The following is a 21,469-nucleotide window of genomic DNA, read 5'->3' as shown; positions in this document are numbered from 1 at the left end:
TTTAGCATGATAAGCGTTTGGTATTAACCCTGATCTATTGATAGTTCTGCTATTTACGACGGAATCAGTCATAAATCATACAAAATATGGGAAAACTTTCTCTGCGCATAGACTCCCGGCCAATTTAATAAGCGCATGTAGCGCGGCAGGAGACAGGAATGACGACCTTGGGTTTGGCTATCGCCAACGCAGGAACGATTGCATTTTGGTATGGGCGAACCACGTTGGCGAGCGCAAACCGCCCGGGCCAAGGCTGGGTCGCGGATGCCGCGCGCCCTGTCATGGGGGAGCTTTCCCAGGGACCGAAGACGCAGACCGCAGCGCAGAAGCCGTTGTGCGCGCTCCACAGCAATATGGATACCTGACACGCTATCCACCGGGCAACAAAAACTGCGCAACCGCGCGACAGGAGAGCACATGAAACCGAAGAAAATCGCCCTCGCACTGGCAGCCAGCGCAGGCATGGCTTTTGCCCTGATTGCAAATGTCCACGCTGCTGACTACGCCATCGTCCTCAAAACATTGGCAAGCCCGTACTGGGTGGCCATGCGGGATGGCATAGCCGCCGAAGCCAGGAAGCGCGGAGTGCAGGCAGATGTCTTTGCTGCTGCTGGCGAGGATGACATCACCGGACAACAGCGCCTGCTGGAGGATGTGGTGAACAAAAACTACAAAGCCATCGGCGTCGCGCCAATCTCTCCCGTGAACTTGATTCAGGCCATGGCCGCAGCAAGCAAGAAAGGAATCTACGTCGTGAACATCGACGAGCGTGCTGACATGGGTCAGCTGAGTTCTGCCGGGGGCAGCGTGGTGGCCTTCCTGTCCACCGACAACCTGGCATTGGGCGAGAAGGCAGGCGGGTTCATTCTGAGCAAGATGGGTTCTGCGGGTGGAAAAGTCGCCATCGTCGAAGGCAAAGCGGGAAACGCGAGCGGCGATGCACGCCGGGACGGTGTGAGAAAAGCACTGCAGACCCAATCCAATGTGCAACTCGTGGCCAGTTTGCCGGGTGACTGGGATCGATCCAGGGCCCTGGACGTCAGCAGCACGATTTTGCAGCGCAATCCGGACCTGAAGGCCATTTATGCAGCGAATGACACAATGGCTCTGGGCGCATTGCAGGCCGTGAAGAATGCGAACAAGCTCGGCAAAGTGCTCGTCATCGGCACCGACGGTGTGCCGGAAGCCATCCATTCGGTCAAGCAGGGGGAGCTCACGGCAACAGTCGCCCAAGATTCAGCAGCCATGGGCGCCAAGGCATTGGGCGTAATGATCGACACGCTCAAGAGCCGGCCGGTCATCAGGGTGGATCAGCCACCCCTGTTCATCGCAGTGGATTCCAAAATAGTCTCCAAAGACTGATGCGCCAGCGCCATGAACAGCCTGGTCGCCGTTCGTGACCTTGTGAAACGGTTTGGCAGCGTGACCGCGTTGCAGGGCGTCAGTTTCAATGTTCTCCCGGGAGAGGTGCATGCCTTGTTGGGAGAGAACGGTGCAGGCAAGTCGACATTGATGAAAATTCTCAGCGGCATCCATCAGCCCACGGCGGGTGAAATTCAGCTGGGTGAATCAACGTACAAGGCGCTCACGCCTGATGTATCGAAGAAATTTGGCATCCGGCTGATTTATCAGGAATTGAGCGTCATCGACTATCTGTCCATCGAGGAAAACCTGTTCGTCGGCAATTTGCCGACCCGCAGGGTGCTGGGCGTTCCCGTGGTGCATCGCGCCCTGATGCGCGAGAAAACGGTGCACGCACTCCGGCGGGTGGGTTCGAAGCGGGACCCGGCAACGCCAGTCGGTCAGCTGTCCCTGTCTGAAAAGCAGCAGGTCGAGATCGCCAAGGCCTTGGTGAGTGATGCGCGGCTCATCATCATGGATGAACCCACTTCCTCGCTCACGGATGAAGAAGTCGGGCACCTGTTTCGAATAATTCATGAACTCAGGGCCGAGGGTATCGGGATTGTCTACATTTCCCATAAGCTCAAAGAGATTCCCGTCATCGCTGACCGGGTTTCGGTATTGAAAGACGGCTGCCATATTGCCACGTATCCGGCGAAGACCACCGAGCCCCAGCGCTTGGTGGCGGCCATGGTCGGGCGCGAGCTGGAAGCGGGACGGCCTGTACCATGGGATGGTGCAGAGCACGAGGAAATCTTCAAGGCTGTGAACTTGCAGACGGTGGACGGACGGGTCCGCAACGTCAGCTTTGGCTTGCGGCGCGGAGAGATTCTGGGCTTTGCCGGCTTGATCGGGTCTGGCCGCAGCGAATTGATGGAAGCCATTTTTGGCGCCCGCAAACTCCAGTCAGGCCATGTGCAGTGCCGGGGCAAAACGGTCAGCGTGGAATCGCCCTATGCAGCTGTCAAAGCGGGCATGGCTTTTGTGACAGAAGATCGACGCCATACGGGATTTTTCCACAATTTCTCCATCGCAGAAAACATTTCCATTCTGCATTTTCTGAAAAGTGCAAAGCGTCAGTTATCACTGGAACGCATCAACTTTTCCAAGGAAAAAATTCTCGGGGAAGAATACAGGTCCAGGCTGCGCATTCGCTGTACATCCGTCAGGCAGAACATTGCTGAGCTGTCGGGTGGGAACCAGCAGAAAGTCATCATTGCCAAATGGTTGGCAGCCGGCAGTGATTTGTTCATTTTTGACGAGCCCACGCGCGGAATCGACGTCGGGGCCAAGAGCGAAATCTACCGGATCATGCGCCAGCTGGCCGGGTCTGGCAAGGGCATCTTGATGGTGTCTTCCGAGTTGCCGGAATTGCTCGGCATATGTGACCGCATAGCAGTCTACAAGGATGGACGCATCGCCAGTATTTTGAATAATGCAGACGCCACGGAAGAGAAGATTGTCCGGATTGCAACAGAGTGAAGGCCGATCGAGCATGAAAGACAGCGTGACGAGTGCCCATGAAAATGCGGGTGGCACAGCTTCGAGAAAACCGGGTCTGGCTCTCGGGACGCTGTGGCAAAGCAGCGGAACCCTCGCGATTTTGTTGCTGCTGCTGGCCATTTGCAGTGTCTTGTCGCCGCAATTCTTTCTGACCAAAGACAATCTGGTGCAGGTTCTTCTGCAAAGCTCCGTGATGATCTTGCTGGCCTGTGGCGTGTTCTTCACCATCCTGATTGCAGGGATTGATTTGTCCGTCGGGTCCATGCTCGCGCTGACCGGGATGGTGACGGCGCAGCTCATGGTGGCGGGCTGCCCACCCTGGCTCGCCGTATTGCTCGGGGGTGTGCTGCTGGGGGCCTTGCTCGGTGTCGTGAACGGTTTTCTGGTGAATGTCACGCAATTGCATCCCTTCATCATTACGCTGGGAATGATGGCGATTTACCGGGGATTGACCTTGATCATTTCGGATGCCCGTTCGGTGTTCGGGTTTCCGGTCGGTTTTTCGAATGTGCTGGCGGGGCGCGTGCTGGGTATGCCCGTGCCCGTGCTGGTCGCTATTGCGGTGGCGGGATTTCTGTATTTTCTGGCGTCGTACACCAGGCTGGGTCGTAATATTTATGCACTGGGGGGAAACGCCCAGGCGGCCTGGTTTTCCGGAATCAACATCAAGCTGCACACCTTGGTCGTTTTCGTCATTTCGGGCGTTTGCTCCGGAATTGCCGGTGTTCTCACGGTAGCGCGCACCGGTGCAGCGGAGCCGAATGCCGGCACCGGCTTTGAGACCCTGGCCATTGCCTCGGCCATCATCGGTGGAACCAGCTTCTTTGGTGGCCGTGGCCGGGTCACCGGCGTGGTGGTGGGCGGCTTGATCATTGGCGTGATCAGCAATATCCTGAACATCATGAACGTGCAATCGTACTACCAGCAAATCGTCATGGGTGCCTTGATCATTGGCACCGTCACCGCAGACAAGATTTTCGGCAAGAAGAAGTAATCCAGGATTTCCACCTCCATAGTGCGAGCTGCCATGATGCCATCTGACAAAACCATTCTTCTGGTTCCTGCACCGCGCAAGGTCGCAGACATCTTTACGGAAAACCAATTGGAGCGCTTGCGTGCCCTGGGGGAACTCCGTATCCATGACGATGGACCTCCCACGCAGGCCGAATTCGAAGCGCTGGCGCCGAGGCTGCAAATACTCATCGGCCAGATCGATATGCCGGAATCGCGTTTGCGCATGGCGCCTCATTTGCGGGCGATATTCAATGTGGAAGGCAATTTTCTGCCGAACATCGACTATGGCTGCGCCATGTCACGGGGTGTCCGGATCCTGAACATCAGCCCCGTATTTGCTGAGCCGGTCGCAGAAGCAGCGCTTGGCATGGCCATCGATTTGGCGCGTGGCATCAGCCGCTCGGACCGGTATTTCCGCGAGGGGACAGAGAAATACGGCCTCGATGCGAATCGGGGAGCCTATTCCTTGCGCCAACAAAACGTCGGGTTCATCGGCTTTGGCGATCTGGGCCGCGCCATCGTGCCCTTGCTCGCGCCGTTTCATCCGCTGGTCAAAGTCCATGACCCGTGGTTATCCCGGGAGTACATTCGGTCATTTGGCTATGAGGCCGCTACGTTGGAGGCGGTGCTGACGAGCTCGAAAATTGTATTCGTGGTCGCGGGCGTGACCTCTGAGAACCAGGGCTTTCTGGGTCGGGAAGCCTTTGCGTCCATGCAGGCGGGGGCCTCGCTGGTGCTCGTCAGCCGTGCCGGGGTCGTGGATTTTGAAGCCATGCTGGACGTGGCCGCGACAGGCCATATTCGCGTAGCGACGGACGTATTTCCGGTCGAGCCATTGCCTTTGGACCACCGTGCCCGCAGGGCTGATTCCCTGTTGCTTTCGCCGCATCAGGCGGGCGCTTTGAATGCGACCCTGGCTGGCATCGGAGCCATGGTGACTTCGGACGCCGAACTGATCTCCCGCGGCCTGCCCCCCTGCCTGTGCAAGGTCGCGCAGCCGGAAACGGTGGCACTGCTGCGCAGCAAGCCCGTGGACAAGAGCTGATTTTCAAGGCACGTATGCGCGCCGGGGAACATGCGCTTTCGCTGGAAATTTTCAAAGGATGGCCTGCCATCGTCCTGCGGCAGGGGGACTTGGCGCTGAGTCTGGTGCCTGCCGTGGGCGGTCGTCTCATGGGAATTCGTGCGGGTGTGCACGAGCTGTGCTTTGTCCATCCCGGTTTGCAGGGGAAAACCTTCTCCGGGGATGAACGGCAATGGCGGGACCTTTGCGGCGACTGGGCGTTTCCGCTATGGGGCGGAGGAAAGACCTGGGTGGCCCCGGAGTCTGCGTGGCCTCGCGGGTCCCCCCACCGGGATCTGGACAGTCTGGCTTGGAAACTCACGGCGTCCTGGTGCCATGCAAGTGCCATGGGACTTTCGCTGGAGAGTCCCATCTGCTCGGATTCAGGGCTGCAAATCATCCGCCGATTGGATTGGCCCGTGGGCGCGCGGGAGTGGAGCATTGCGCACACGCTTCGCAATGCGGGGACACGGACCGTGCGCTGTGGCGTATGGGACGTGCTGATGCTGCGCCGGCCAGCCATTGTCCGGATTCCATTGCCTCCGACGCCTTCTGGTTCGGCGCCAGGCGTGACGTCCTTGCCCGGAAAAGCATCGGTCGCGTCGCTGATGGAAGAAGGAATCATCGATGGGACGGCTTGCAGCGCGCATGTGCACTGCCATATCGCCAAGGAATTCAAGTGCGGATTCCAGAGTGAGCGGGGTGAGATCGAAGTGGAATTTACCGAATGGAACGTTCGCTATGCCAGGCGTTCCGAGGTCGATGCGACGCGGGCCCATGCACATGCCCATCCGTTGGAAGTCTTCAATGCAGCGCAACTGCCTTACTTTGAAGTCGAGACCCATTCCCCTTTGCAGACCCTGGCGCCTGGGGACTTCATCCACTACGCGATCCATGAACGGGTGGAGTTCACGCAATCACTCGGCCCCTCGGCGCGGCCGTGAGCCTCGACCCATGGTGCTCGGCTGCGCGGTACCGGCGCGTGTGAATGCAGGCGACGAGAGCAAGGGATCGCGCATGATGCGCATCGCGCAGCGCCGCATACGGGTTTGTGCGCCGCAGGGAGAGGGCAGGCTCGATCGCCTGCGCTGCGCCCCAACATGGCCAAGAAGGCCGATGGCGTCGAGGCCACCGACCCTTTCCAGAAGGTCATGAACAGGTCCGTGGCTCCGCATGGGGCATTCGGATTCAGAAAGAACGACCAGGATTTGCGCGCCGCGTTCAACAAGGGGTTGCTGCCATTCATCGGCTCCGGGGAACACCTGGCCCTCGTGGCACCGTTCGGTTTCGGCAAAAAGGGGTTTCTGCCGACGAAGACGACCGCGCAGATTTGCGGCGCATGACGCGGGCCTGTGTGCCCGCATGCCACGCGCTGCACGCGAGGCAGGCTCAGCACTCGACGATGTTCACGGCCAGGCCGCCGCGCGCGGTCTCCTTGTATTTGCTCATCATGTCGGCGCCGGTCTCGCGCATGGTCTTGATGACCTTGTCCAGGCTCACGTGGTGCGTGCCGTCGCCGTGCAGCGCCATGCGCGCGGCGTTGATGGCCTTGACCGAGGCGATCGCGTTGCGCTCGATGCAGGGGATCTGCACCAGGCCGCCGACCGGATCGCAGGTCAGGCCCAGGTGGTGCTCCATGCCGATTTCGGCGGCGTTCTCCACCTGTTCGGGCGTACCGCCGAGCACCGCGCACAGGGCTGCGGCGGCCATGGAGCAGGCGACCCCGACCTCGCCCTGGCAGCCGACCTCGGCGCCGGAGAGTGATGCGTTTTCCTTGTACAAGATGCCGATCGCGGCGGCGGTCAGCAGGCAGTCGACGACGCCTTCGGAACGGGCGCTGGCGACGAACCGGGTGTAGTAGTGCAGCACGGCCGGAACGATTCCCGCGGCGCCGTTGGTCGGCGCGGTGACGACCCGGCCCCCGGCGGCGTTCTCCTCGTTCACCGCGAGCGCGTAGAGGTTCACCCAGTCGAGCACGCGCAGGGGATCGTCTGCGCCACCGATCGGGTTTCCGGGCCCGGAGTGCGCGCAGAGCCTGGCGTGCAGGTCGGCGGCGCGCCGCTTCACCTTGAAGCCGCCGGGCAGCACGCCCCGGGTCCGGCAGCCGCGCACGACGCAGGCCTGCATCACGTCCCAGATTCTGAGCAGGCCCGCGTCGATCTCGGCGTCGCTGCGCCAGTGGCGTTCGTTGTGGCGCATCAGGGCGGCAATCGACAGGCCGCTGGCCCGGCATTGCTGCAGCAACTCGTCGCCGCTGCGAAAGGGATGGGGCAGCACGGTCTGGTCCGGGAGCAGCATCCTGTGCTTGCGCCCGTCGGCGAGCACCTCGTCGCTGACCACGAAGCCGCCCCCCACCGAGTAGTAGCAGCGGTTGAGCAGTTCCACGCCCGCGGCGTCGTACGCCACGCAGCGCATGCCGTTGGGGTGAAAGGGCAGGGTCTCGCGCCGGTAGAACGTCAGGTGGTCCTTCTCCCGGAACGCGATCGGGTGCTGGCTCGCCAGGTGCAGTTCGCCGGTGTCGCGGATGCGTTCGAGCAAGGAGGCGATGGCCTCCACGTCCACGCTTTCGGGGTCATGGCCCGCGAGCCCGAGCAGCACCGCCTTGTCGCTGCCGTGGCCCTTGCCCGTTGACCCCAGCGAGCCATAGAGCTTGACCTCGACGCGGGCGCAGCCCGCGAGCAGCCCCTGGTGCAGCAGGCGTTCGGCGAACAGGCGCGCCGCGCGCATCGGCCCCACGGTGTGCGAGCTGCTCGGACCGATGCCGATCTTGAAGATGTCGAAAACGCTGACGGCCATAGGGGGGTCCTTCGTGCGGCGCTGCGCGCTTTGGCGGGAAGGCAGTATCCCCCTTCGGGGCCCTGCGCGTCAGGCGGCCTGCGCGAGCAGCCCGTGCGGGTCGATGACGAATTTCTTCGGCGCCCCGGCGTCGAACTCGGCGTAGCCGGTCGGCGCCTCGTCGAGCGGGATCACCTGCACGCCCACCACGTCGGCAATCCGGATGCGCTCCCAGAGGATGGCCTGCATCAGCGCGCGGTTGTATTTCATGACCGGGGTCTGGCCGGTAAAAAAGCTGTGCGACTTGGCCCAGCCCAGCCCGAAGCGGATGCTCAGCGCACCGTGCTGCGCGGCCTTGTCAGCGGCGCCCGGATCCTGCGTGACGTACAGGCCGGGGATGCCGATCCGCCCCGCCGCGCGCGTGATCTCCATCAATGCATTCAGGACCGTCGCCGGGGCCTCCACCTGCGCGCCCGCGTGGCCGTGGCCGCGCGCCTCGAAGCCCACCGCGTCGATGGCGGAATCGACTTCCGGGGTTCCCAGAATCTGCCCGATTTGTTCCGCCAGCGTCGCGTCCCTGGACAGGTCGGTGGTTTCAAAGCCCACCTTGCGCGCATGCTCCAGACGCGCCGGATTCACGTCGCCGACGATGACCACTGCCGCCCCGAGCAGCCGCGCCGACGCGGCCGCCGCCAGACCCACCGGCCCGGCTCCCGCCACGTACACCGTGCTGCCCGGGCCGACCCCGGCAGTGACCGCGCCGTGGTAGCCGGTGGGAAGAATGTCGGACAGGCAGGTCAGGTCGCGGATTTTCTCCATCGCCTGCGCGCGGTCGGGGAACTTCAGCAGGTTGAAGTCGGCGTACGGAACCATCACGTATTCGGCCTGCCCACCGATCCAGCCGCCCATGTCAACGTAGCCGTAGGCACCGCCGGCGCGCGCGGGGTTGACGCTCAGGCAGACGCCGGTGTTTTGCTCCTTGCAGCTGCGGCAGCGCCCGCAGGCCACGTTGAACGGCACGGAAACCATGTCGCCGGGTTTGAGCGTCTCGACGTCGCGGCCGGCCTCCAGCACCTCGCCCGTGATTTCATGGCCCAGCACCAGCCCGGCCGGCGCCGTGGTGCGGCCGCGCACCATGTGCTGGTCGGAGCCGCAGATATTGGTGCTCAGAACCCGCAGGATCACGCCGTGCTCGGCGCTCTTGCCCAGGGGATCGAGCAGCTTGGGGAAGGGGATGGACTGGACCTCGACCTGGCCCGGGCGCAGGTAAACGACAGCGCGATTCGTTGACATGGGGAGTCTCCTTGGGTTTTGCTTGGGACGAAGATTTCATCGCCGGAGCGCCGCCGCGACGGCGGGCAGGCCGTCCTGGCCGGAAAAGGTTTTCACGCCCTGGAGCCATCCGTCGAGCAGGGCGGGGTTTTTCTTCAGATAGGCTCTGGCCGCGGCGTTGGGCCGGGCTTTTTCGAGAATGCCGAGCATCACCGCGTTTTCGACGTCGGTGCTGAATTGCAGGTTTTTCAGCAGCGTCGCGACGTTCGGGCAGCGTGCCTCGTAGCTTGGTGGAATGGCGGTGAATACCTTGGCCTCCCCGAAGTTCGGGCCAAACACGGCGTCACCGCCCTCCAGGTATTTCATCTTCATCTGCACGTTCATGGGGTGCGGCTCCCAGCCCAGAAAGACGATCGCCCGGCTGCCGCGCGCCGCGCGCTGGACTTCGGCGAGCATTCCCGCTTCGCTGGACTCGACCAGCCTGAAGCCTCCCAGGCCGTACTCGTTCTTGTCGATCATGCGTTGCATCAGCGCGTTGCCATCGTTGCCGGGCTCAATGCCGTGGAGCTTGCCGTCGAGTTCCTTGCGGAACCCGGCGATATCGGCAAAGGTTTTCAGCCCCTTTTCGTACAGATACGCAGGGACCGCGAGGGTGTACTTGGCGCCCACCAGATTCGGCCGCTCGAGCACCCTGATCTGCCCGGCCTTGACGAAGGGCTCGATGATCGGCGTCATGCTCGGGCTCCAGTAGCCCAGGAAGGCGTCGATCTGCTTGGCCTTGATGCTGGCAAACGCAATCGGCACCGAGGCCATGGTCACGGTCGGCTTGTAGCCCAGACCTTCGAGAACCACCGAGGCCAGCCCCGTGGTCGCCGCAATGTCGCTCCAGCCCACGTCGGCAAAGCGCACGGTTTTGCAAGCGGCGTCCTCCGCCCAAGCCGCAGGCGCGCACAGCAGGGCGATCGAGACGCCCAGCGCGGGGAGTCCGGGGAAAGCGGCAGCGGCATTCGATGGCATGGCCTGTTCCTTGTGCATGGGAGACGACGACGGCAGGCGGTACGCGGCGCTGGCCGGGGACCCCGCACTCTCACAGCTTGGCGCGCAAGGGCTTGGCCGCAAACGACGCGAAGTTGTCCGCAAACGGCATCTCTGCGGTGCTGTGTGGCGGGTTGCGTCCGTGGCGTGCGCCCCGCATGACGGTCCATCACCGAGGTTGCGCGAGGAGAGCACCACGTGTTCATGCCCTTGTTCCGTGCCAACCAGGCATCGTTTCGTACAAATTATGTAACGTTCAATCCAAATCATTGCTTTCAAAGTTACCATGTGTCATTCCTTCTTCACACGACCCGTCAGGCAGTTCTGACATGTTCCGCACGCTCTCCGACACATGCGTTACCAAGCTTTTGTTTTGACGCAGGCAACGGCTGGCTGCCAGGGGGCACAGCAGATATGCTGGATGAATTTACCGACGCAAGTCCCTGATTGCGCAAACCCCGGGAGTTATGATGACTTCTATCAAGAGAAAAATCTTTCGCTGGACTATTTTTCTGGTGCCGTTGATGATTTTTCTTTATTGGAATCATTGGTTCAGAACTTTTGAAGATCGTTCTTTTGAATCCATGTTGATTGAAAAATTGATCTTCAATAAAGAGGTAAAAATCAATGAAATAATCCAGAAAGGAGAGCGTGTGTGCTTTTTTCCCTCATACGCAACGCCGAATCGAGCGATGTCATTGTCCAGGACGCAAATAGATTTTCTGTATGGAATAATTCATTCCCCCAATAACTTGGGCGATCATGTTTGGTGGATTGTTGTTCTGTCAAAAGATGAAGTTATTAATGCCTACAGGATGTCTGCTGGTGTCAGGTCAAATCTCAAAGGCGGCATATGTGTAAAACAAAAAGATTCGAAACTTATATTTTCCAAAAAAGATAGATTCACCGTATATTTCGATCTTTTAGAAGAATTTCGATTACGATAGAAGTTGTGCCAGTAGCAGCAACATACCGAAGATTGCGTAGTCACCGAACCCCGGGGCCTGATGGTCATTGTTCCCGACAGCGCCATCATGGGTGCAGAGGTCACGCTGGAAAGTTCTATTGTTTTACGATGGAGTTTTGTTGTGTCTTGCAAAAAAACCTGATGCCGCCCGCGTGCCATTGCTGAAGGTCAGCAAGATTTTTTCCGATCACCGGAAACTGACGAACAACTTTATTTTTGGCAACCTGAACATGCTGTTGCTGGGGCGTGGAATGGAACCCGGAACAGGTTGTAGAGATTATTTAACCGCTGCAGTTTTTTCAGGGGTGTAATGATGGGAAGTGGGGGCAGGCCAGAGGTTGGTGATATTTTCAAAGCCAATGATGATGCAGCGAATTGCCTGCTGGCAAAGATGGGTCCCCGCCTACGCCGTGCCAAGCACCACCTGCGCGGAGAACGGGGCGAAGTGCGGCAGGGCCGCGGGTTCGAGCCGGGCGCTGCGCGCGGGCGAGGCACTCGCGCGCCATGTGGTGGTGCGTGGTTGCGCGGCGCCGGCGTGGCGGCGCCTTTCTTCGCTGGGTGAATGTCCGAACAGGCTGCGGTAGGCCTTGCAGAAATGCGATGACGATTGGAATCCGCAAGCCACCGTGACCTGCATGATCAGCAGGCTGCTGTGCGTGAGCAGTTCCTGCGCGCGGCGCAGGCGCAGGTGCATGTAGTACTGCGCGGGGTTCATGCTGAAGTAGCGGTGGAACAGGCGCTCCAGTTGGCGCAGCGAGAGTCCGACGCAACGCGCCAGCTCGGTCAGCGGCAGCGGCTCTTCGATGCGCGCGGCCATGATCTCCACCGCCTCGGTCAGGTGCTGGTAGCCCGGCCCGATGCACGCGGGCTGGGGGATGCTCTGGCGCTCGTCGCTGGCGCGCAGCCGCTCGACGAGGAATTGTTCCGAGATGTCCATCACCAGCTGGGCGCCGTGGTGCGCGCGCACCAGATGCAGCATGAGGTGCAGCGGCGCGGTGCCGCCGGAGCAGGTGATGCGGTCGCGGTCCAGGACGAAGATCTCGGAAGAGAACCGCACCTTGGGGAATTCCTCGCTGATGGCGGCGAGGTTCTCCCAATGGATCGCGCAGCGGTAGCCGTCGAGCAGGCCCGCGCTGGCGAGCGCGAAGGCCCCCGTGCAGAGCGCGCCCATGGGCACGCCGAAGCTGGCGCAGCGGCGCAGCAGCCGGCGCACGGCGTCGCTGGTGTTGCGGCGGACGTCCACGCCGCCGCAGACGAACACCATGTCGCACCCGGGCAGGTTCGCGGGATCCGCGCTGGCCGTGATGGCCAGACCGTTGCTTGCAGGCACCGCCGTCTGGTCGGGACTGAGCACGCTCCAGCGGTAGAGCGCGCGGCGACTCAGGTAGTTGGCCATGCGCAATGTTTCCACGGCATTCGCGAAGGCGATCATCGAATAGTCCGGCAGCAGGATGAAGCCCACGTGCGTGCCATGCAGGCCATGCGCTTCGGCAGCACCGGCGCCCTGGGTGTGCATGCGCTTGTCGGGAATGGCTCCAGGGGAGACGCGCAGCATCGGGGGCCTCCTGTTTTTTTGTGCGCGCTGGGCTCAGTTTGCGCGATCCTGGTGCGCCACGCCGAAGCTTTCGGTGAGCCGGTCCAGGATGATCGCCAGCAGCACCACCGCGAGACCGCTTTCAAATCCCAGGCCGATGTCCAGGCGCTGTATGCTCGCGAGCACGTCGTTGCCCAGGCCGCCGGCGCCGACCATGGACGCGATGATGACCATCGACAGGGCCATCATGATGGTCTGGTTCACACCGGCCATGATCGTCGGCAGGGCAATGGGCAACTGCACCTTGAACAGCAGCTGCGTCGCGGTGCAGCCAAAGGCGTTTCCGGCCTCCACCTGTTCGACGTTTACTTGGCGGATTCCCAGGCTGGTCAGCCGCACCATCGGCGGCATGGCGAAGATCACGGTGGCGACCGTTCCGGGAACCCGGCCCAGGCCGAACAGCATGGCTGCGGGAATCAGGTAGACGAAGGCCGGCATGGTCTGCATGAAGTCGAGCACCGGCCGCACGCAGGCGTTCACCCGGTCGTTGCGCGCGCACCAGACGCCCAGCGGAATGCCGAAGAACAGGCTGATGAGCGTTGCCGACAGCGTCAGCGACAGGGTCACCATGGTTTGCGGCCAGAAGCCGGTGACCACGATCAGCGTCAGCGAGAGCAGCACGAACACGCCAAAGCCCGGCCCCAGGCGGCGCCATCCGAGCACGGCGACGGCCGGGATCACGAGCCAGAACGGCACCGCGAGCATGCCCTCCTCGATCCACTGGGCAAAGCCCTCCACCAGGGTGCCGATCGAGTCGAAGAAGGTGGCGCCGTGGTCGAGCAGGAACTTCACGCCCAGGTTCACCCAGCGCCCCAGGGGCAGCAGGTCGTGCAGGGCGTCGATGGCGGGGCGCAGCAGCTCAGACATGGCGGGCCTCTTGGGACATTCTGGCGAGCAGGCTGCGCGCGGAGATGCAGCCGAGCAGGCGGTCGGTGGCGTCGAACACGCCGATCGGTTGGTCGATTCCGAGCACGGTCTGCATGGCTTCGGGCAGCGGGGTGGACCAGGGCAGGCGCGGGCCGCCGCCGTACGAGTGGCCGTTCAGCCCGGGGTCGATCAGGTCCGCCGCGGTCAGGTAGCGCGAGGTGTCGATGCCCTCGAAAAACTTGCGCACGTAGGCGTTCGCCGGCTGGGTGATGATCTGGTGCGCGCTGCCTTCCTGCACCAGATTGCCGCTTTCCATGATCGCGATGCGGGTGCCGATGCGCAGCGCCTCCTCGAGGTCGTGCGAGACGAAGATCACGGTGCGCTGCTGCGCGCGCTGCAGGTCGAGCAACAGGCTCTGCATCTCCACGCGCTTGAGCGGATCGAGCGCGGAGAAGGCTTCGTCCATGAGCAGGATCTCGGGATCGACCGCGAGGGCCCGCGCCAGGCCGACGCGCTGCTGCATTCCGCCCGACAGCTGCGCGGGGTACTTGGCGGCGTAGGTTTGCAGGCCGACCTGGGCCAGCACCTCCATGGCGCGCGCCTCGCGCGCCTTGCGCGGCGTTCCCGCCATCTCCAGACCGAGGGCGGCGTTCGCCAGCACGTTGCGGTGCGGCATCAGCGCGAACGACTGGAACACCATGGCCACCCGCCGGCGCCGCCATTTCACGAGCTCGGCCCGCGACAGCGCGGCAATGTCCAGCCCGTCCACGTTGATCGAGCCGCGCGACGGTTCGACCAGCCGGTTGATGAGCCGCACCAAGGTGGACTTGCCCGACCCGGACAAGCCCATGAGCACGTAAATCTCGCCGGGCTGCACGGCGAAGCTGACCCGGTTCACGCCCACGACGTTCCCGGTCTGGGCAAAAATCTCGTCCTTGCTGCGCCCCGCGTCGAGCAGTTCGATGGCCTGCGGGACGTTGTCGCCGAACACCTTGCAGAGGTTCTTGACGCTGATTTTCGGGTCTGGCATCGCGCGGCTCTCCGTGGGTTTTCTTGCGGCCGGGCCGCAGTATTTTCAATTCGACGCTGCGCCGTGTCGCGCCGCAGCGTTCCCCGAGATTGGCAGGACTGCCGCGCCACCGGAATGGTTATTACCCTTATTCCATTGCCACGCCGTGCGGCAATGGGTCTGCGCTACCGGTCCAGTGCAATGTCGCTCAGGGCCCTGCTGCAGCAGGGAAGGATCCAGCCCTGGTCGATTTCACGCTGCCGAATTCCACCGGAATGCCGGATTTCCACCTGGCCGGATATTTTCTTGCTCTTGCACGTTCCGCAGGCGCCGTTGGCGCAGGAGAAGGGCAGGCGCAACCCGGCCGCAGTCGCCGCTTCCAGTATGGTTTGCCCGGGAAGGCACGCAAATTCCGCGCCCGTTTTTTGCAGCCGCACCTGGTAGCTGGTGGCGCTGGACGTGGAGCGCTCGCTGCGCGTCTCTGCGGCATCGGCGGCTTGCGGCGCTTCAAAGGAGAAGCTCTCCTGCCGGTAGCGCGACATGGCGAATCCCGCGTCGGCCAGCTGCGCGCGGATGGTGGCCATGAACGGCGCCGGACCACAGGTATAGATGTCGCGTTGCAGGAAGTCCGGGGCGATGTGCGCCAGCCGCGCGGCGTCCAGGCGGCCCAGATGGCCGGCGTACGCGCTGCCGGGGACTTGCTGCTCGCAGACCATGGCGAGCCGCAGGTGCGGCATATTCCGCGCCATCAGGCCGAGCTCTTCGGGAAACAGCAGGTCGGCGGGGCTGCGCGCGCAGTGCACGAAAACGACGTCGGCGTCGCTGCCCAGGTCGTGCAGCGCCCGCGTCATCGACATCAGCGGCGTGATGCCGCTGCCGCCCGAGAGAAACAGGTAGCGCTGCGCGGGCGCCGCGAAGCAGCTGAACGCGCCGCCCGGGCCGCGCACGCTGAGCGCCATGCCCACGCGCAGCGCGTCGTGCAGCCAGTTCGACACCGGGCCGCCCGCAACCCGCTTCACCGTGATGCCCACCAGGTCGGGGCGCGTGGGGGTGGACGAGAGGGTGTAGCAGCGGTTCATCCGGCGGCCCGCGACGTCCAGTTCCAGCGTGATGAATTGGCCCGGCAGGTAGCGAAAGCTGCGCGGCGCGTCGGCCCCGAGCACAAAGGTTCTGACGTCGTGTGTTTCCTGCCGGATCTGCACGCAGCGCAGGGTCTCGTCGCGCTCGGCGCACCAGGGCTGCGGCGCGGGCGCCGCGAAGTCGGAGGGCAGCAGCATGGGCGCAATGGCTGCGGCAGGGACGGACATGGCGGCGCGCCGGGGCGAACAGGGGACGGTTCAGCGGACCAGCGCGCTGAGCCGCTGCACGTACCAGTTGCAGAACTTGTCGAGCAGCCCTTCGATGAACGGGGAGAACGGGCCGGGTTCGTAGGCGCCGCTGGCGATGCCGATTTGCGACTCTTCGACCAGGCGGCGGTCCTGGTCGTTGGTCGCGTTCCACACGGCGGTCAGGTTCTCGACGCTGTAGTCCACCCCCTCGACCGCGTCCTTGTGCACGCACCAGGTGGTGCGCACCAGCGTCTTGCCCGCGGTGATCGGCAGCACGCTGAAGCTGATGATGTGGTCGCTCATGAAGTGGTGCCAGGAATTCGGCTGCGTCCAGAATGAGAGCCCGCCGAGCGCCGGGTCCACGAAGTCGGCGAGCAGCTTCTTCGACGCGACCTCGGTGTTCAGGGTCTGCGACTGCCCGCAGCGATCGAGCGGCAGGCGCTGCGTGCGAAAGCCGGTGACGCGCTCGTCCAGGGTGTCGATCTCGGCCGACGGCAGGCCCATGGCTTCCCAGCGGGCGTGGCTGCGCTCCAGGATCTCCTGGAAGCCTTGGAGCTTGTCCGCGTTGTGCGCGTCCGGCTTGTAGCCAAAGCCGTGTTCGTACAGCGAGACGGTGAGCTCGGGGTGGGTGGCCAGGCAGTGGTAGCACTCCCGGTTGTTCTCCATGGTGATCTTCCAGTTGCAGTTCTCCACCAGATCGACCTGCGCCGCGACCTTGCACTGCTGCAGCTGGTGCGGCGCGAGGTAGGGCGTCATGGCGGTGGCCATCTGCTCGAAGTCTTGCGGCGGCGCATCGCCCAGGCAGATGAAGATCAGGCCCAGGAGGCTGCGCACGTGCACGGGTCGGAGGTTCAGGTCGCTGAAGTCGAAATCGTCGGGCATGTGCTTGGCGTGGACCAGCTTGCCCGTCAGGTCGTAGGACCATTGGTGGTAGGGGCAGACGATGTTCCCCAGCACGCCCTGGCGGTCGGCGCACAGGCGCGACCCGCGGTGGCGGCAGACGTTGTGGAAGGCCCGGATCTGCAGGTCGTCGCTGCGCACGATGAGGATCGAGCGGGAGCCCATGTCGATCGTGACGTAGTCCCCGGCTTCGGCAATTTGCGGCTCGACGGCGACGAAGATCCAGTGCGCGCCGAAGATGTGCTCCATGTCGGCCCGGAACAGCTCCTCGCTCAGGTAGAACGGGGCCTCCAGGCCGTAGCCGGGGCGGCGGCGCGCGAGCAGGTCGCGGACCATCAGGGTGTGTGCGGACAGGGGCTGGGGGTGGTTCATGGGAAGCCTCTTTTTGACCTTCTCAGAAAGACACAAGGGAATGGTTGCGCAGGTAGTCCAGGACCGCCTGCGCCTTGCTGCCGGGGTCGCCGGCTTCTATGACGCGGCCCCCGGTGGGGGCCGCGGACTCTATGGCCCCGAGCATCCGGGAGTGGCCGCTTTGCACGCTCCTGGCTTCGAGCAGCCGGCGCCGCTGGGCCGCCGGGACGCGTTCGCCGGGGGGCGCGTCGGGGCACGGGCCGGGCGTGGGCGCGATGCGCTCGATCCGGCCCGCCCGGGCGGCGGCCAGCGAATGGCGCAGCTGCACTGTGGCGGCGGCGCTGACCGCGAGCACGGCAGGCGCCTGCACGCGCAGGCGCCGCCGCGCGCCCTGCGGCAGCGCCTGCGTGACGATGCAGACCCTGCCCTCGGGTCCCTCGGGTTCGAGCGCGAGCACGTCGGTCACCAGCGGCCGTTGCAGCGCGGCGGCCAGCGCATGCGGCAGGACGGCGCTGCCGCGCTCCGCTGGCGCGCGCGTTCCGGTGAGCACCCAGTCCGTGGCGCGCACCGCGGGCAGCAGGGACGCGAACAGCAGCGCACCGTCGGCGCATGGCCGGATCTCGATGAGCCGCGCACCCAGCGCCAGGTAGTCGTGCGCGACCGCGTGCGGCATGTCGCCCGCGCTGAGCAGACGCACGGGAAGCGACAGCCCCAGGGCCAGTGCGACCGCCGTGGCGTCGGCCGGGCAGCGCGTCGGGCGCTGGCTCACGGGGTGGATGCGCGCGGCGACGAGTACCGTCACGGTAGCCGCGGTGTTCATGCGCTTTCCTTTTGCTGGCGCACCAGCGCGATCAGCGCCTGCATCAGCGCCGTGCTGTCCTCGACCACCGTGAGATTCGCGCGGCTGGCGATGGGCGCGGACGCGTCGATGGTCACCGCGATGACGTGGCGGCAGTCCCGGATGCCTTGCAGATGCTGGACGGCGCCCGAGATCCCCAGCGCCACGTAGGCCGAAGCGGAAACGCTCTTGCCGGTGGCGCCGATTTGCTGTGCGCGGGCAAAGCGCCCGGCGTCCACCGCGACGCGCGAGGCCCCGACGGCGGCGCCGACTTCGTGCGCCAGCGCATGGAACAGCGCCAGATCGTGCACCCCGTTGCCGGCCGCGAGGATCAGGTCGGCCTCTTCCAGCGCCAGCGTCCGCGGGTCGCCGGCCTGCACGCCCAGGTCCTCGACGCCGGGTTCGGGCCGCTGCGGCAGCGGCGGCGCGGTCTCGCGCAGACCCTGGCCGACAAAGGGCAGCCGGGGGTTGACGAGGCCCGGGCCGAGCAGCATCACCGGGGCGTGCGGGCGCAGCCAGTCGTCGCGGCTGTCTGCGGGAACGCGCAGGCTTTCGGCGCCGAGCTCCAGCACGCCGCAGGCCAGGTCCAGCCCGGACTGCACGGCAAAACGCCGGCCCAGCTCGCCGTCGGCGCCGTGGTCGGCGAACAGCCAATGCGCGGGGGCCCAGGCGCTGCGCAGGCCCTGCAACCATTGCACGCAGGCCGTGGGCTGGTAGCGCCGGGCGTCGAAAGCCTCGGGGACGAGCAGGCGGTCCACGCCGAGCGTCGCGACGTCGTCGTGGCAGGCGCCGAGCGCCGCGACGACGACCTGCGTCTGCGCGTTCGCCAGAATCGCCGCTGCCGCGATCGCCTGGCGCGCCGCGTCGCTGAACGCGCCGCGCTCGGTGTGCGCGACGACCAGCAGGGTGTTGTGGAAGGGGCCGTTGCTGCGCAGCGGCTTGGCGCTGGCTGCGGGCGCGTGCGGTTGCGTTGGTTGCGCGGCCACGGGATCGCCCGCACCCGCGCCGAGCACGCTGCGCCGCACGCCCTGCGGCGTGAGCTGCGCCGCGCGGCGCGGGTCGATGCGGCGTACCGCGGGCGGCTGCGTGCTCATGCGATCTCCAGCGCGTGCGCCAGCAGTTCGGCGATGTCCAGCACCTCGGGGCGCGGCCCGACCACGCCCTCGAGCATGGCCGTGCAGTTCGGGCAGGCGACGGCGAGCACGCCAGCGCCCGTGCCCTTTGCGTCCGCGATGCGGATGTCCGGGATGCGCCGGGCGCCGGGAACGTCGGTGAACGGTGCGCCGCCGCCACCGCCGCAGCAGCGCCCCTTCTCGCGGTTGCGCGGCATTTCGACGAGCTGCACGCCAAGGGCCTGGAGCAGCGCGCGCGGGGCGTCCACTTCGCGCGCGTAGCGGCCCAGGTAGCAATGGTCGTGGTAGGTCACGCACTGGCTGCTCGCGGTGCGCAGGGGTTGCAGCCGGCCGCGGGCGAGCAGGTCGGCGAGCAGCTGGCTGTGGTGCCACACGTCGAAATGGCCACCCAGCGCCGGGTACTCGTTCTTCAGCGCGTGCAAGAGGTGCGGGTCGGGCGCCACGATGCGCTGGAAGCTGCGCGCCCCGAGGGTTTTGATGCGCTGCGCCGCGCGGCGCGGGTCGATGCGGCGTACCGCGGGCGGCTGCGTGCTCATGCGATCTCCAGCGCGTGCGCCAGCAGTTCGGCGATGTCCAGCACCTCGGGGCGCGGCCCGACCACGCCCTCGAGCATGGCCGTGCAGTTCGGGCAGGCGACGGCGAGCACGCCGGCGCCCGTGCCCTTTGCGTCTGCGATGCGGATGTCCGGGATGCGCCGGGCGCCGGGGACGTCGGTGAACGGCGCGCCGCCGCCACCGCCGCAGCAGCGCCCCTTCTCGCGGTTGCGCGGCATTTCGACGAGTTGCACGCCAAGGGCCTGGAGCAGCGCGCGCGGGGCGTCCACTTCGCGCGCGTAGCGGCCCAGGTAGCACGGGTCGTGGTAGGTCACGCACTGGCTGCTCGCGGCGCGCAGGGGTTGCAGCTGGCCCCGGGCGAGCAGGTCGGCGAGCAGCTGGCTGTGGTGCCACACGTCGAAATGACCGCCCAGCGCCGGGTACTCGTTCTTCAGCGCGTGCAAGAGGTGCGGGTCGGGCGTCACGATGCGCTGGAAGCTGCGCGCCCCGAGGGTTTTGATGAGCTGCGCCGCGAGGCGCTGGAAGCCCGCCTCGTCGCCCAGGCGCCGCGCCAGGTCGCCGCAGTCGGTCTCCGCCGCGCCCAGCAGCGCGATGTCCAGGCCGGCGCTTTGCAGCGTCTTCACGAGGGCGCGCAGCGTGCGCTGGTAGCGCATGTCGAAGCCGCCTTCGCCGACCAGCAGCAGCCAGTCCGCCTGCATGCCCATGCTCAGCACCGGCACGTTCAGGTCGGCGGCCCAGTGGTGGCGCGCCGCGAGCGGGAAACTGCCCACGGTATCCGTGTCGCGCAGCTGTTCGAGCGCCTGCATGCCCTGGTTCGGCAGCACGCCGCCGACCAGCGTGAGGTGGCGGCGCATGTCGACGATCGCGTCCACGTGTTCGATCAGCATCGGGCATTCCTGCACGCAGGCGCGGCAGGTGGTGCAGGACCACAGCGTGTCGCTGGCGATGAGTCCGGGAACGATGGGCGCGTCCGGCGCGCCATGGTGCCGGCCGGTGCCTGCGCCGGGGTGGGGGCTGCCGGCGTAGCGCGCGTCGCTCGCCGAGCCCATTCCTGCGACCAGGTCCTGGATCAGCTTTTTCGGGTTCAGCGGTTGGCCCGCCGCGAAGGCCGGGCAGGCGGCCTCGCATTTGCCGCACTGCACGCAGGCGTCGAACGACAGCAGCCGGTTCCAGGCGAAATCGGCGGGCCGGCCCACGCCCAGGTCGCCGGCGTCCAGGCGCAGGGGCTGCAAGGCCGTGGCCGCGCGTTTGTCGACGCGAAAGCGCTCGGGCCGGGGGTGCAATCCCAGGTGCAGCAGGCCCGCGAGCGCATGCTTCATGGGCCCGCCCAGTCCCGGGCCCAGCGCGAGCTCCGCGGCGCCCGCGGCAAACGCCAGGCTGATGCAGGCTGCGAGCCAGGGCGCCAGCGCGACCCCCGTGAACCCCACGGCAGCCGTGAGCGCCACCGCCAGCGCGAACAGCAGCAGGGTCCAGGGCAGGCGCTGCCATGGCCCGCGCGACAGGCGCGCCGCTGCGCCCTGGCGGCGCCAGGCCATGGCGCCGGCGCCGGCGAGCATCAGCAGGCCGGCGAGCAGCAGCAGCGCGTCCAGGCTGCGCGCGTGCAGGCCCAGGCCGTAGTTGAGCGCCACCAGCGCCAGCGCGAGCAAGGCGCCGCCGGCGACGCCCACGTGGGCCCGCGCAACAAAGGGCTCCCGCGCCACGACCTCGTGCAGATCGACCAGGTAGCGCTTCGGAATCTGTAGCAGTCCGCGCAGATCCACGGCGCTCGCGCGCCCCGTGCGCCAGAGCCGCGCGCGCCGCGCAAGACCCCAGGCCAGGCCGAGCAGCGCGAGCCAGAAGATTCCACCGATGAATTGCGCCAGCAT

At 65.1% G+C, this 21,469-nt stretch carries 19 protein-coding genes and 1 pseudogene; 8 read left to right on the top strand and 12 right to left on the bottom strand.

Annotated features, from left to right (window positions below):
* Positions 1-417: 417 nt before the first annotated feature.
* The 6 genes from alsB to D5041_RS01260 all read left to right on the top strand — a co-directional run bounded on the left by alsB (position 418) and on the right by D5041_RS01260 (position 6,324).
* Positions 418-1,362: a D-allose transporter substrate-binding protein gene (gene alsB, locus D5041_RS01285; RefSeq protein ID WP_265283681.1), complete on the top strand. Its 945-nt coding sequence runs from the start codon at positions 418-420 to the stop codon at positions 1,360-1,362.
* A gap of 12 nt (positions 1,363-1,374) precedes the next feature.
* Positions 1,375-2,883, top strand: a complete 1,509-nt coding sequence (locus D5041_RS01280) for a sugar ABC transporter ATP-binding protein (protein WP_010103242.1) — start codon at positions 1,375-1,377, stop codon at positions 2,881-2,883.
* Between the two features lie 13 nt (positions 2,884-2,896).
* Positions 2,897-3,898, top strand: a complete 1,002-nt coding sequence (gene alsC, locus D5041_RS01275; protein ID WP_265258594.1) for a D-allose ABC transporter permease — start codon at positions 2,897-2,899, stop codon at positions 3,896-3,898.
* Between the two features lie 33 nt (positions 3,899-3,931).
* Positions 3,932-4,963 carry a hydroxyacid dehydrogenase gene (locus D5041_RS01270; RefSeq protein ID WP_265283680.1) on the top strand — a complete coding sequence of 344 codons (1,032 nt, stop codon included), beginning with the start codon at positions 3,932-3,934 and terminating at the stop codon, positions 4,961-4,963.
* Positions 4,964-5,328: 365 nt separating this feature from the next.
* Positions 5,329-5,925 carry a hypothetical protein gene (locus D5041_RS01265; RefSeq protein WP_265283679.1) on the top strand — a complete coding sequence of 199 codons (597 nt, stop codon included), beginning with the start codon at positions 5,329-5,331 and terminating at the stop codon, positions 5,923-5,925.
* Positions 5,926-6,081: 156 nt separating this feature from the next.
* Positions 6,082-6,324, top strand: coding sequence for a type 2 periplasmic-binding domain-containing protein (locus tag D5041_RS01260; RefSeq protein WP_265282049.1), 243 nt, complete (start codon positions 6,082-6,084; stop codon positions 6,322-6,324).
* Between the two features lie 46 nt (positions 6,325-6,370).
* Here the strand turns inward: D5041_RS01260 and D5041_RS01255 are convergent, their stop codons facing one another.
* The 3 genes from D5041_RS01255 to D5041_RS01245 all read right to left on the bottom strand — a co-directional run bounded on the left by D5041_RS01255 (position 6,371) and on the right by D5041_RS01245 (position 10,045).
* Positions 6,371-7,777: an L-serine ammonia-lyase gene (locus D5041_RS01255; RefSeq protein WP_265283678.1), complete on the bottom strand. Its 1,407-nt coding sequence runs from the start codon at positions 7,775-7,777 to the stop codon at positions 6,371-6,373.
* A gap of 69 nt (positions 7,778-7,846) precedes the next feature.
* A complete protein-coding gene (gene fdhA / locus D5041_RS01250) occupies positions 7,847-9,049 on the bottom strand; it encodes a formaldehyde dehydrogenase, glutathione-independent (RefSeq protein ID WP_010103225.1) in 1,203 nt (400 codons plus the stop codon).
* Between the two features lie 36 nt (positions 9,050-9,085).
* Positions 9,086-10,045 carry a choline ABC transporter substrate-binding protein gene (locus D5041_RS01245; protein ID WP_265283677.1) on the bottom strand — a complete coding sequence of 320 codons (960 nt, stop codon included), beginning with the start codon at positions 10,043-10,045 and terminating at the stop codon, positions 9,086-9,088.
* Between the two features lie 488 nt (positions 10,046-10,533).
* On the opposite strand from D5041_RS01245, the gene D5041_RS01240 reads away from it, so the two are divergent.
* Positions 10,534-11,010, top strand: coding sequence for a hypothetical protein (locus D5041_RS01240; protein WP_265283676.1), 477 nt, complete (start codon positions 10,534-10,536; stop codon positions 11,008-11,010).
* A 118-nt stretch (positions 11,011-11,128) separates the two neighbouring features.
* Positions 11,129-11,341: a hypothetical protein gene (locus D5041_RS01235; protein ID WP_265283675.1), complete on the top strand. Its 213-nt coding sequence runs from the start codon at positions 11,129-11,131 to the stop codon at positions 11,339-11,341.
* Positions 11,342-11,433: 92 nt separating this feature from the next.
* On the opposite strand, the gene D5041_RS01230 is transcribed toward D5041_RS01235, so the two are convergent.
* The 9 genes and pseudogenes from D5041_RS01230 to D5041_RS01190 all read right to left on the bottom strand — a co-directional run bounded on the left by D5041_RS01230 (position 11,434) and on the right by D5041_RS01190 (position 21,469).
* Entirely contained in the window at positions 11,434-12,585 is a 1,152-nt protein-coding gene (locus D5041_RS01230; RefSeq protein WP_265283674.1) for a GlxA family transcriptional regulator, read from the bottom strand.
* A 33-nt stretch (positions 12,586-12,618) separates the two neighbouring features.
* Positions 12,619-13,458: an ABC transporter permease gene (locus tag D5041_RS01225; RefSeq protein ID WP_050809558.1), complete on the bottom strand. Its 840-nt coding sequence runs from the start codon at positions 13,456-13,458 to the stop codon at positions 12,619-12,621.
* 25 nt (positions 13,459-13,483) lie between these two features.
* Entirely contained in the window at positions 13,484-14,521 is a 1,038-nt protein-coding gene (locus tag D5041_RS01220) for a quaternary amine ABC transporter ATP-binding protein (protein ID WP_010109644.1), read from the bottom strand.
* 164 nt (positions 14,522-14,685) lie between these two features.
* Positions 14,686-15,807 carry an FAD-binding oxidoreductase gene (locus tag D5041_RS01215; protein WP_265283673.1) on the bottom strand — a complete coding sequence of 374 codons (1,122 nt, stop codon included), beginning with the start codon at positions 15,805-15,807 and terminating at the stop codon, positions 14,686-14,688.
* A gap of 30 nt (positions 15,808-15,837) precedes the next feature.
* Positions 15,838-17,100, bottom strand: a complete 1,263-nt coding sequence (locus tag D5041_RS01210; RefSeq protein WP_265258615.1) for an aromatic ring-hydroxylating oxygenase subunit alpha — start codon at positions 17,098-17,100, stop codon at positions 15,838-15,840.
* Between the two features lie 22 nt (positions 17,101-17,122).
* Positions 17,123-17,899: a hypothetical protein gene (locus D5041_RS01205; protein ID WP_265258616.1), complete on the bottom strand. Its 777-nt coding sequence runs from the start codon at positions 17,897-17,899 to the stop codon at positions 17,123-17,125.
* On the bottom strand, positions 17,896-19,011 hold the full coding sequence (locus D5041_RS01200) for an FAD-binding protein (protein WP_265283671.1): 1,116 nt from the start codon (positions 19,009-19,011) through the stop codon (positions 17,896-17,898). Before D5041_RS01200 ends, D5041_RS01205 begins: the two co-directional genes overlap by 4 nt.
* Positions 19,008-19,541 (bottom strand): annotated as a pseudogene (locus D5041_RS01195) ((Fe-S)-binding protein); the annotation flags it as partial. The pseudogene D5041_RS01195 and the gene D5041_RS01200, both read right to left, overlap by 4 nt.
* A gap of 41 nt (positions 19,542-19,582) precedes the next feature.
* Complete coding sequence (locus D5041_RS01190) at positions 19,583-21,469, bottom strand: DUF3483 domain-containing protein (RefSeq protein WP_265283670.1); 1,887 nt, start codon at positions 21,467-21,469, stop codon at positions 19,583-19,585.

Source organism: Verminephrobacter aporrectodeae subsp. tuberculatae, from assembly GCF_026127385.1.
GTDB classification, from domain to species: domain Bacteria; phylum Pseudomonadota; class Gammaproteobacteria; order Burkholderiales; family Burkholderiaceae_C; genus Acidovorax; species Acidovorax aporrectodeae.
Note: the sequence above shows the minus strand (reverse complement) of the source record. Positions and strands in the feature narration are given on the sequence as shown.